General features: G+C 46.7%; 10 protein-coding genes. All 10 read right to left on the bottom strand.

Going from position 1 to position 12,254, the window contains the following annotated elements:
- Positions 1-68: 68 nt before the first annotated feature.
- The 10 genes from H8527_RS04680 to H8527_RS04635 all read right to left on the bottom strand — a co-directional run bounded on the left by H8527_RS04680 (position 69) and on the right by H8527_RS04635 (position 11,833).
- Positions 69-2,534, bottom strand: a complete 2,466-nt coding sequence (locus H8527_RS04680; RefSeq protein ID WP_187546041.1) for an SLBB domain-containing protein — start codon at positions 2,532-2,534, stop codon at positions 69-71.
- A gap of 112 nt (positions 2,535-2,646) precedes the next feature.
- Positions 2,647-3,246 carry a sugar transferase gene (locus H8527_RS04675; protein ID WP_187546039.1) on the bottom strand — a complete coding sequence of 200 codons (600 nt, stop codon included), beginning with the start codon at positions 3,244-3,246 and terminating at the stop codon, positions 2,647-2,649.
- 367 nt (positions 3,247-3,613) lie between these two features.
- Positions 3,614-5,152 carry a ribonuclease Y gene (gene rny, locus H8527_RS04670; protein WP_187546037.1) on the bottom strand — a complete coding sequence of 513 codons (1,539 nt, stop codon included), beginning with the start codon at positions 5,150-5,152 and terminating at the stop codon, positions 3,614-3,616.
- An 11-nt stretch (positions 5,153-5,163) separates the two neighbouring features.
- The gene (locus H8527_RS10030) at positions 5,164-5,487 is read right to left on the bottom strand and encodes a cell division protein ZapA (RefSeq protein ID WP_187546036.1); all 324 of its coding nucleotides are present in this window, start codon (positions 5,485-5,487) and stop codon (positions 5,164-5,166) included.
- 20 nt (positions 5,488-5,507) lie between these two features.
- On the bottom strand, positions 5,508-5,801 hold the full coding sequence (locus H8527_RS04660; protein ID WP_187546034.1) for a hypothetical protein: 294 nt from the start codon (positions 5,799-5,801) through the stop codon (positions 5,508-5,510).
- A gap of 31 nt (positions 5,802-5,832) precedes the next feature.
- Complete coding sequence (locus H8527_RS04655; protein ID WP_187546032.1) at positions 5,833-6,474, bottom strand: hypothetical protein; 642 nt, start codon at positions 6,472-6,474, stop codon at positions 5,833-5,835.
- Between the two features lie 262 nt (positions 6,475-6,736).
- The gene (locus H8527_RS04650) at positions 6,737-8,317 is read right to left on the bottom strand and encodes an Rne/Rng family ribonuclease (RefSeq protein ID WP_187546031.1); all 1,581 of its coding nucleotides are present in this window, start codon (positions 8,315-8,317) and stop codon (positions 6,737-6,739) included.
- Positions 8,318-8,634: 317 nt separating this feature from the next.
- Positions 8,635-8,910, bottom strand: coding sequence for an HU family DNA-binding protein (locus H8527_RS04645; RefSeq protein ID WP_187546029.1), 276 nt, complete (start codon positions 8,908-8,910; stop codon positions 8,635-8,637).
- A 255-nt stretch (positions 8,911-9,165) separates the two neighbouring features.
- A complete protein-coding gene (gene rpiB, locus H8527_RS04640; protein WP_187546027.1) occupies positions 9,166-9,603 on the bottom strand; it encodes a ribose 5-phosphate isomerase B in 438 nt (145 codons plus the stop codon).
- Between the two features lie 208 nt (positions 9,604-9,811).
- Complete coding sequence (locus H8527_RS04635) at positions 9,812-11,833, bottom strand: transketolase (protein ID WP_187546026.1); 2,022 nt, start codon at positions 11,831-11,833, stop codon at positions 9,812-9,814.
- Positions 11,834-12,254 lie beyond the last annotated feature (421 nt).

Here is a 12,254-nt window from a genome sequence, read left to right as displayed (position 1 = left end):
AATTAGCTCTGAGGTAGAATTTTCTATATAAGAGGTAGATGATTGAGCGCCCCTAAGTAGTTTAGGATTTACTTCTTGAAAGTATTGGCCAAAACGGCAGCCAGCGTAACAAGACTCATACTCAAGGAAATGATTTGCCCCATGGCTGTCCAGTTTCGTTTCGGACGGGTCGGGATGACGATGTTACATCCGGGTTTGATGTCACGAGCCGAACGAACGCGTGTTACGGTTCCGTTGGGGTTAATCACAAAGGCTTTGCTCTTTCGTGCTCTTTCGCGATAGCCCCCGCTCTGGTTGACATAGTAAGAAAGTGCAGCATTGGGTTTGTAGGCAACGGTGTTAGGATACATGACCTCACCACTGATGCTGACGGTGTTGTTGAGTCTGGGAATGAACAACTGGTCACCATTGCGGAGGATAATGTCCCATTTGTCGTTTCCGGGATTGGCTAAGGCTTTGTCCAGATTGATGGCAATGGTCTTTTCTGAATCCACAAGAATTTTTCGCAGTTCGGTAGAGTCATCAAGCGTTACAATCTTGTGTATCTGCTGGTATTTCTGAATTTCGTGCGGGAGCAGTTGACGTAGGAGGCGGGCACCGGACAGATAGGCTTCCGGGGTGCAACCACCTGCCTGCTTGACCAAATCAGAGAGTCGAGCATTTTTCTTGGTCAAAGCATATTTGCCTGAGAAGTTAACTTCACCTTCAATTGTGGCATGTTGTTGTTCCACATATCCTGGAGAGATACGCACGAAGACCTCATCAAAAGGCAGCAGGACAAATCCTGGCTTACCATCTATAACAAACCCATCTTTAATTGAGAAACTATAAATCTCAGCAATTTGCTCTCCACTTTTCAAGGCACTGCGATCTCTCAGTCGGCGCGACACATCGACTTTGGCTGTGCTCGATTTGTCCGTCAGTCCACCCGCCTTAAGGATAAAGTCTTCAATAGTGAGACTATCTGCATACTCATAAGTGCCCGGATATTGCACCTCTCCTTCAATGGTAAGACTGAGCATGTCGTTCAGATCCTTACGAGAGGGAATAAAGACGATGTCTTCATTACGCAAAGTGATGTCGGCCTCCGTGTGGCCAAGGATGGCTCCCGTGTTGAAACTTTCTGCTTTCAACGTACGATCGGCCTTACGGCGATGAATCAATCCGCGTGTCGTAATAGCTTCTTCCGAAAGCCCACCTGCAGCAGCTATCAATTGGCGAAGTGTGGAAATGTTTCCATCCATTTGGTATTTGCCGGGGCGCATCACTGCTCCACGCAGTTCCACCATGTTCTTGTAACGGTCAAGCACAGAGTCGACCGTCACAGAGTCTGCATCAGCCAACTGGAAAGTGCCACGCTCAAACTCGTTGAGGGTGTAGATGCTCATTTCACCACCTTTCTTACGGATGAGCCGCACATTCTCTTCATAAGCATCTCCTGTGAATCCACCGGCAAACTTAATCAAAGTGGACACACTTTCGTCGCTCCTCATCTCGTAGAACATTGGGCGTTTCACCTTACCGGAAATATTTACCAAGCATTTGTAGGGTTCTACGATGATGACATCATTAGAGGCTAAGCGGACATTCCCGCGCAAGTTGCCATTGAGTATGTAGTCATAAAGGTCGATTGTAGAGATGAGCCGATTGTTACGATAGACTTTTATCGCACGCAAAGTTCCGATCTCGTTAGTTCCGCCAACGGTGTAGAGGGCATGAAAGACGGTCGAAAAAGCAGGCAGGGTGATTGTGCCGGGTGCGGCCACTTCTCCCATCACATTGACTGTGATAGACTTGGTCTGTCCAATCGTAAGTTTAATGTTAGAACCTCCAAAGCGCTGCCCTAATTTGCTGCGAACGGCAGTGTTGGCTTGAGCGACTGTCATTCCGCTCACATAAATCGGGCCGAAACCTTCGATGTTGATATCACCTTCTGGAGAAACGGTTGCTGTATATTGTTTCTGAGAAGCCCCCCAAACGTCTACAAACACAGCATCTCCTGCTCCTAAACGATAGTCGATAGGAGTGGCAATGTTGAGTTCCGGCTCAAAGGTTAGGTGGGTGTCACTAAAGATGTCACGCCCAAACACTTTTTTGCCTTTTTCCTTTGGAATTTTTACTTTAATTTCCTCTTCCTCATCATCTTCTTGTGCAAGCGAGTCGGGCATAATAAAATCCAACTCCTTATCAATGGTGCGAATTTGCTTTCGCTTGTTGCGCAACTTCTGATATTCGGTGCTCTCCTTATCTTCAACTTCATTGTCATCACGTTGGTTGAAGTTCTTATTCTTTCTTTGTGTCTTCTTGGAGTCCACATTATTATGACGTAAACGGCCTTCTGTCTGGTCGTCAATACCAGAAATATTTTTAGCCCCCATCACCTCACTATTCTTTTGCTTTTCATATTTGCTGCGAATAGCACGAATACGCTGAATATCAACCCCTTTTTCTATGAGTTTGGTAACAATCAGCGAACGCGAAGTGTTGTTGGCCTTTTCTTTAGCGATAAACGTCATGATTTGTTCATCGGTCATAGCACTTTGTGCCATGGCCCAACAGGACATCGCGAAAAAGATATAGAAAAGAAAAAAGGATCTTTGCAATTTCATGATGGAAAAGAATGAAAAGCTATGGTTCAACTTTAAGTTAGAAGAGAGATTTCAGCGTTAATAATAAAATCTTAAGGTCTTTCAGCAAGGTCGGATGCTCTAGGTACTTCAAGTCCATCTCCAACCTTATCAGCATCTTCTCTATTGTGTCCGTATAACCATTATAGATCGCTGCTTCGGAGGTAATCCCCGGACGCATTTGGTAGAGTTGAGCATATCGGCTGTCATGTTGGAGGATGAGATCAATGAAATGCCGGCGTTCTGGTCGATAGCCCACTAAAGACATATCTCCCTTAAGTACGTTGAAAAGTTGAGGCAGCTCATCTATATGATGATGGCGGAGAAATTGTCCTATTGGGGTATATTCGCTTTGCTTGTGGCAATCGTTGCATAATTGTGGCCCATTCTCCTCAGCATTTTCTCTCATTGTTCTGAATTTAAGAATCATAAAAGGCTTTCCATTTCGGCCGATACGCTCTTGTAAAAAGAAGGCAGAGCCTCGTGTTGTGATTTTTTGAGCCAAATAGATAATCAATAAACAAGGAGAAAATACCACTAAAAGCACTGCTGCCACCAAAATATCAAAAGCTCTTTTAAGAAAGAGTTGTGTATAGGTGGACTTGCTGCTTACTATCATGGTGCGAGAGGGATTGGGATATCAACATTAGAGATAAGTAGGTGTTCAAAATTAATCGTAGCAATTTTAGTCGCAGGATGTTCTCTACTTTGATGCTATCTTTGTTTCTCTTTTTCGCCATCTCGCTGTTGTTCATCAGTCGTGTAGCCCGCTACACTCCTTTTTCGCAAAGACAAGCTGACGAAAAAATGAAATAAATCTAGTATCCATTAATTCAGAACACCTACTTAAGAAGAACTCAATGCGCTCCTCTGTAAAATATAAAATTACAGAGATAACGCTATCTTCTTTGATTTATTGCCTCTATAAGGTCAGAGACGCAACCATAAGTTGCGCCTCTGACAAAAATGGGAGTCGATTAAGGTGCTTACTTGGCGTAGCTCACCGAACGAGTCTCACGAATCACGGTGATTTTCACTTGACCTGGATAAGTCATCTCATTTTGAATACGGGTAGCGATATTGTTCGAAAGGTTGTCTATTTCCTTGTCGTCAATCTTATCAGCACCTACAATGACACGTAGTTCACGGCCGGCCTGAATGGCATAGGTCTTTACGACACCGGGGTAACTCATTGCGATATTCTCCAAATCATTGAGACGCTTGATATAAGCTTCTACAATCTCTCGACGAGCACCCGGACGAGCACCGGAAATAGCATCACAGACCTGAACGATAGGTGCCAAGAGCGAAGTCATTTCGATTTCATCATGGTGAGCTCCGATGGCATTCACCACATCTGGTTTTTCCTTAAACTTTTCTGCCAACTTGGCTCCATAGAGCGCGTGGGGAAGTTCGCTCTCTTCATCAGGCACCTTACCTATGTCATGCAGCAAACCTGCACGCTTGGCCTTTTTGGGATTTAGGCCAAGTTCTGCGGCCATAATGCCACAAAGATTGGCTGTCTCGCGGGCGTGCTGCAAGAGGTTCTGACCGTAAGAAGAGCGATACTTCATCTTCCCGACAATACGAATGAGTTCGGGATGAAGCCCATGGATGCCAAGGTCGATGGCGGTACGTTTACCGGTTTCAATGACTTCCTCCTCAACCTGCTTGCTGACTTTTGCGACTACCTCCTCAATACGTGCAGGGTGAATACGTCCATCAGAAATGAGGTGGTGCAAGGCTAAACGGCAGATTTCACGGCGCACAGGGTCGAAAGCACTGATGACAATGGCTTCAGGGGTGTCATCGACCACGATTTCCACACCTGTAGCAGCTTCAAGGGCACGGATGTTGCGGCCCTCACGTCCAATGATGCGGCCCTTCACATCGTCATTATCAATATGGAAGACGGTGACACTATTTTCAATGGCCGTTTCCGTTGCAACACGCTGAATGGTTTGGATGACGATGCGCTTGGCTTCCTTATTGGCCGTCAATTTCGCTTCATCCATAATCTCATTGATGTAGCTTTGGGCATGCGTCTGAGCCTCGGCTTTCAAGCCTTCCACCAATCGTTCTTTCGCTTCACTTGCAGAAAGCCCTGAAAGTTCTTCGAGTTTTTCTATTTCTCGTTGCTGCATCTTGTCCAGGTCTTCCTCTTTACGAGCAAGAAGTTGTTCTTGCGTTTTAAGGCGTCCCTGCATAGAATCAAGTTCCTGCTTTCTACGTCCAAGTTCTTCTTGACGTTGATTGATGCCGAGCTCACGCTGTTTCAACTTGTTTTCAGTTTGCACAATATGCTGATTGCGTTGTTGTACTTCTTTTTCAAGCTCAGCTTTTTTATTGAGAAATTTCTCTTTGACTTCAAGTAATTTCTTCTCTTTGATGACTTCGGCCTCCTTTTCTGCCTCTTCCATCTTGTTTTTGAACATAGAGGTAAGGACATATTTGAACAAGCCAAAACCAATTACTGCGCCTAAAATCAAGGCGCCAATAGCGGTGATAAGGGTTAGAGTATTCATTGATTGTTCTATTAAATCTTTGGGTTTTCGAGAGAAGGTACTTCTCCCAAAGTTTCTGCAATTTCAGACGTGAGCTGCTCTATAGACGTCAAGAAAGGCAACGTGTCCGTATTTTTCTTCTCTTGCAAAAGCTCGACTGTCAGACTGGTAAGCACCAAGGCGTTATACTTCTGTAGCGACAGGTCTTTGTAGTGTTCACGATAACGTGCGAACTCCTTGTTAATGCGCTCCGCGGCTGCACGATAAATGCCCTCTGCACTCCGTGGGACAACGAAATAATGTATTTCGTTGTCAATAAGCAGCCTAATGGTTAGTCTTTCGCTATTTTCCGACATCGTAGAAGGGGGGGGGGAGGTTAAACATTGAGCATAGCTATGCACTTGTCTACTTCTCGAATGAGTTTTGCTATACGTTTTTGAGCCATTTCTGTGTCAGCGGAGGTAACCTCAAACATTTTGGCCATTTTCAGTGTCGAATAGCGCTGTTCGAGAACTGCAATGTTTTGTTCCAAATCAGATATTTGATTTTTTTGCTCCTCCACTTTTGCTTTCAGCAGACTGTTTTCTTGAACGACACTCTTATATCTCATCAGAAGTTGACGCACTCGTGCTTCAAACTGATGGAGGGTCTTTTCTTCTTCGGTGGTCATAATTCAAAAGAACTGGAGCAATAAAGAAGTATTACTTTTCTTCAGTAGCATCCCCCTTAGGCTCTTTTTTTGCCAAAATCACAACATTGTAGACGAACTCGGTCATCCACTGTTGCGAGTAGCCTAACTGTGTTTGATAAGCACGGATGTTTTCTACTGAGCGATGCGTCGCAGCATCTTTCCAAGAGTTCTTGACAAAAATATCGGCAACTGCCTTTTTAATAAGGTTGCGCAATGTGCCTTTAAGAAAACCTGGAAGGCGAAACTTCCAACTCATCACATTGCCCATCAGCATCATAAGTTCTTGACTAAACCCCTGAAACTGAAACAAATAGGTTTGCATCTCATTGAGGTTCTTACAGCGACGTTTGATGCTGCCATCAATTTCTTTGAAGAAATCATCCGAGATGCCATAAATCTCACTCAGCATCTTCTTACAGCGATTTTTTTCACCGAGCCCGATGCGATTGTTCAATGTAGGCACTTTGAGGGTTTGCTTAAACACACGCAAATCGGGCAATGCCCTCATATCACGCAATCCAAAGTTGGCCGCCATCACGGCTTGAAAGTATACACGAATCAGCGTCATGAAATCCTCCGTTCCACCAACACGCCATCCTCGTTCCTGTTCTCGATTAGAGGAACGTCCAAATATATTTGATAAAATCCCCATAGGAGTTTCGGTTAAATATTAGTTTTGCAACAATACGTTTATCCATCAACCAGTTAACTATTCAGCCTTACACTGGTCCTTCAAAATTATTTGCAAATATACCATTTAATCTTTGTTTCTCCAAAGGGAAAGCTGAAAAAATCCCTCCATAGTGATTGTAGGAGAGGAAAATATAAAAAACCGTGTCAAAACGGATGTTCCAACACGGTTTCAAAAAGATAACTTCGACGATGGATGAACAGATAGGAGTGTTCAGTGCGTCTTACTGATTTTCGCGTTCTTCCTTCATATCGATTTCTTCGCCCTTGGCGTCTACAAATTTGTATTCCAAGAAGGCTAAACTCTGGTCGGGAATGATGCTGAGCCCCCACCCGTAGTGGAACTGCCAGCGACGACGGAGAGAGATGGCGCCTTGATTGATATAGGCGGCAACGAATGGGTGAACGTGAAGTCGGAATTTGCGGATACCTAAGTCTTCGGTGACCATGCGAATCTTGCCCTCTAAGGCATCGGTGAAGAGGAAGGAAGATTTGATTTTGCCTGTTCCTCCACATGATGGGCATTCCTCCTCGATTTTGACGTCCATGGCAGGGCGCACACGCTGTCGGGTGATTTGCATCAGGCCGAACTTGGAGAGGGGGAGTATATTGTGGCGGGCACGGTCCTTTTTCATATTTTCCACCATACGCTCATAGAGCTTTTGGCGGTTTTCGGGCTGTGCCATGTCAATGAAGTCGACCACGATGATGCCGCCCATATCTCGCAGGCGGAGCTGTCGTGCCAGTTCATCGGCGGCTCCGAGATTGACGTCGAGGGCGTTGACTTCTTGCCCTTCGGCACTACGAGAACGATTGCCGGAATTGATATCGACCACATGCATGGCTTCAGTGTGCTCAATGATGAGATAGGCACCGTGCTTGTAGGTGATGGTACGTCCGAGAGACGATTTGATTTGCCGAGTCACCGAAAAGTTGTCGAAGATGGGGACTTTGCCTTTGTAGAGCTTAACGACATCCTTGCATTCGGGTGCAATGAGTGTAACGTAATCGCGCACTTCTTCGTAGACCTCTTTATCGTTGACATGAATGCTCTCGAAAGAAGGGTTGAAAAGGTCGCGCAGCAAGCCAACGGTACGGCTGGTCTCTTCATAGACGAGAGTCGCCTTGTCCTGAGGATTATGGCTTTGTATCTTGGCGATGGCACTTTCCCAGCGTCCCAAGAGGATGCGTAGTTCCTGATCAAGTTCGGCCACACGTCGACCTTCGGCCACTGTGCGGATAATCACTCCAAACCCTTTGGGCTTGATGCTCATGATGAGCTGCTTGAGGCGTGCTCGCTCACTATCACTCTTGATTTTTGTGGAAACGCTCACCTTATCGGTGAAGGGAATCAACACCAAATAGCGGCCGGCAAATGAGATTTCGCAAGTGATGCGCGGTCCTTTGGTAGAGATGGGCTCTTTGACCACTTGCACGAGCACTTCCTGCCCGAGTTTGACCGTGTTTTGGATTTGTCCTTCTTTCTCGGTATTGGGCTGGCGTGGCACTTTGTTGAGGGGAAGCGGCTTTCGCTTTCCATCAGCAATGAGACTGAGGTAATGTTCGAACTGCTTGTAGCGCACTCCTAGGTCAAGATAGTGAAGGAATGCATCGCGTTCGTAACCGACATTCACGAAGCACGCATTGAGGCCCGGCATGATTTTTCGCACCTTGGCCAGATAGATGTTACCCACCGAATACTGTTCCGACCGCCCTTCTTTCTGAAACTCAACCAGACGTTTGTCTTCGAGCAGAGCGATGGAAATGTCTTTCTTCTGGACATCTACGATTACTTCGCTTGTCATGTTCTTTTTACTTTTAATATCGACTTATAGAAGTCGAGATTTTGATGCGGATAAAATGAAAAGTTAAAAGCCAAGGTGAAAGCACGCAGGACTTTTAACTTTCCAACAGCCACGTGGCTGCAAGTGGTTACTTGCTCTTGTGGCGGTTCTTGCGCAGACGCTTTTTGCGCTTGTGAGTAGACATCTTGTGTCTCTTCTTTTTCTTTCCGTTAGGCATGATTGAAATGGTTTTAACTAGTTAATAAAACGTGTATCTGTGAGCTTCCCCTATGCACTCAATTCTTTCAAAACGAGACTAAGCCATGGGAAGCAGTGGATTAGTGCTTGATTTGAGCCACAAAAGTCTTGGCGGGTTTGAATGCCGGAATATGATGCTCAGGGATAATCAGCGTGGTATTTTGAGAGATGTTACGTGCGGTCTTTTGTGCACGCTTTTTGAGGATGAAACTGCCGAAACCTCGGAGATAAACATTCTCATTGTCTGCCAAGGAGTCTTTCACAGTCTCCATGAATGCTTCCACAGAAGCCAGAACAATGGCACTCTCAATACCCGTCTTTTTTGAGATTTCCTTTACGATTTCTGCTTTGGTCATCTTTATGGTAGTTTTGAGTATTTGGATGTCTTGTGTTCAATCGAAGTGCAAAGTTATAATTTTCAATCGATTGCCACAAGATTTTGCCCACCTTTTTTACATCAGGCAGAGAGGAAATACATGTTTCTTGCTTTCGTCTATCACCGTCTCCGCGATAGGCAGACGACTTTGGAAGGTCGATGTAGCACCCACCTATCTCGCGACTTTCCAATCCATATTGTTTCGGATTTTCAGTTTTGGAGAACAAGCCGGCTACTACTGAGGCACTGGGATTTTGGCAACGCGATTGAGGTGACGCCCACCCTCAAAAGGCGTATTGAGGAAAGCATCCATAATCTCTCGGGCAGTATCCGAACTGATGTATCGTCCGGGCATGACCAAGACATTGGCATCGTTGTGCAAGCGCGTCATCTTGGCAATCTCGGGCATCCACACCAGAGCGGCACGAATGTGCTGATGCTTGTTGAGAGCCATCGAGATGCCTTCGCCACTACCGCAAATCGCTATGCCGCGCTGACATTCGCCCTTTGCCAAGCCTTCTGCCAAGGCATGAGCATAGTCGGGATAGTCGCAAGAGGCCTCACTATCTGTGCCGTAGTCGCGATAAGGAATGCCTTTTTCGTCAAGATAGCTTTTAACGCTCTGCTTTAATGCAAAACCTGCGTGGTCGGAGGCCAATCCAATTATTTCCATAAAGTCACTATAAATTATTTAAGTAGGTCTTCAAAATTAATCGTAACTATCTTCTGCGTAGGGTATTCTCTACTTTGACACCATCTTTGTTCTCCTTTTTCGCCATCTCGCCTTTGGTCATCAGTCATGTAGCTCGCTACACTCCTTCTTCACAAAGACAACCTGAAGAAAAATCGAAACAAATCTAGTATCAATTAATTTCGAACACCTACTTATCCAAAAAGCGCTTTACTTCTTGGTGAATATGGGTTGAGGTGAAGCCAAACTTCTCATCCAACACGCCGAAAGGAGCACTCTTGCCGAAATGAGTGAGGCCAAAAATGTAGCTATTATCATCGGCCAGGCCTTCAAACACAGCGGGAAGTCCTGCTGTGAGGAAGAACTTCTTCACTCCCTGGGGAAGAACCTCGGCGCGATAGGCCGCATCTTGATGCCGGAACAGTTGTTCGGAGGGGCAACTCACCACACGCACCTTAATACCATCGGCTTGCAGCAAGGCAGCCGCGTCGACCAAAGTAGAGACTTCCGAACCACTGGCCACCAACACCACCTCCGGATTTGCTTCAGGCAGGACAACGTAAGCACCGTGGGCAGCCCCCTTATAGTTGGTTCCGGCAGGAAGATCTTTGACATTCTGTCGGCTCAGGATGAGTGCTGTGGGCGTATCTACATTTTCCATCGCCATGCGCCAACATTCAGTGGTGGCGTGGACATCGGCAGGACGGAACACACGTACCGAGTCGCGCCCGGAGTGATTTTTGAGTTTCTCCATGAGGCGAATCTGGGCTTCTTGTTCCACTGGCTCGTGGGTAGGACCATCCTCACCAACACGAAAAGCATCGTGACTCCAGACGAACTTGACCGGAAGTTCCATCAGGGCTGCCATACGAATAGCGGGCTTCATATAGTCGGAGAAAACGAAGAACGTGCCCATAGCTGTCCACATCCCTCCGTGCAAAGCGATGCCAAGACAGACGCAAGCCATGGTCAGTTCGCTGACGCCGGCTTGCAAGAAACCTCCCGAAAAGTCATCGCGAGAGATGACGCCGGCGTGCTTGAGGAAGCCATCCGTTTTGTCGGAATTGCAGAGGTCTGCCGACGAGACAATCATATTTTTCACCTCTTTGGAGAGCATAGCCAAGCAGGCTGCCGATGCGTTGCGGGTCGGGCTGTTGGGCTTTTGCACAATGCTGTCCCAAGGGAGTTGAGGGAGCTTTTGCGCAAACCAATCGGATTGGAGTTGGGCTTCTGCGGGATGAGCCGCGGCCCAACTTTCTTCTTCGGCACGGCGTTCGGCCACGATGGTTTTCAGTTCTTCGCGACGCTTGGCATAAAGTTCGGCCACTTCCTGACGCACCACAAAAGGTGCATCCGGGTCGCCACCAAGGTTCACCACGGTGTTGCGATAGGCATTACCACCGAGCGGAGCACCATGCGTGCGACAATCAGCCTCATAGCTGCTGCCATCGGCCTGCCGTGCTCCTTTGCCCATCACGGTATGTCCGATGATGAGGGTAGGTCTGGCGGTTTCGGCATTTGCATCGCGGAGAGCTTTGCGGATTTGCACAGGGTCGTTGCCATCAATTTCAATCACGTTCCAATTCCAAGCACGATACTTCATTCCGGTGTCTTCGGAAATCACATCGGCCGTCATGGTCGACAACTGCACATCGTTGGCATCAAAAAACATAATCAGGTTGTCCAGTCCCAAGTGCCCGGCCATACGACCGGCGCCTTGACTAATTTCCTCCTGAATGCCCCCATCGGAGATATAGGCATAAATCTTTTCTTTCTTAAATCCGGGATTGCCGGTGCGCGCGTAAAGCGCTTTGGCAGCGATAGCGGCTCCCACAGCATAGGTGTGCCCCTGTCCGAGAGGGCCACTGGTGTTTTCAATACCACGTGCCACATTGACTTCCGGGTGGCCGGGTGTGGGCGACTCCCACTGACGAAACTCTTGCAGTTCTTCGAGGCTGAACCGACCGATCAAGGCCAACTGGGCATAAAGCATAGGCGACATGTGGCCGGGATCGAGGAAAAAGCGGTCGCGACATTCCCACTCCGGACGCTCCGGATCGTAGGTAAGGAACTCGCTATACAAGACGTTGATGAAATCGGCGCCTCCCATAGCCCCTCCTGGGTGGCCGGACTTGGCACGTTCAACCATACTGACGGCCAGCACACGGATGTTGTCGGCAGCGAGAGTGAGAAGTTCTGAAGAATTTTCCATAAGTAAGATGTAGATGAAGCCCACCAAAACGTGAGCAAATGGATGAGAAAGGGAAGAACCTTTTTACACAAAATCTACGAGTAGCAAGTAGTATGCGTAGGTTTTCCGTGCAAAATTACGATTTTTTTACCTCTCCGCCAAACCAAAGTTCAACTTTCCTACGAGAGAGAAAGGAATTGCACTTCTATTTGAAAGTAGTGCTACTTCTGATTTGCTTGAAAAAAGTTCAGAAAGTCAAAGAAAAAGTCAACTGCGACAAAGGAAATCTATAAACCAAAGTTTGGTTTATATAATTCAAGGTTTGGTTTATGTAATTCAAAGCTTGGTTTATATAAACCAAACTTTGGTTTATAGAATATCCTTGAGGTAATTGACTTTTCCTCCGATGCCGTAAACTTTCATCATGCTTCTCTTGTTTTTT

Origin of the sequence: Alloprevotella sp. Lung230, assembly GCF_014385435.1 — a bacterium.
In the GTDB taxonomy this organism is placed as follows: domain Bacteria; phylum Bacteroidota; class Bacteroidia; order Bacteroidales; family Bacteroidaceae; genus Alloprevotella.
The sequence above is the reverse complement of the archived record's forward strand: the minus strand, read 5'-3'. Positions and strand labels throughout refer to the sequence as shown.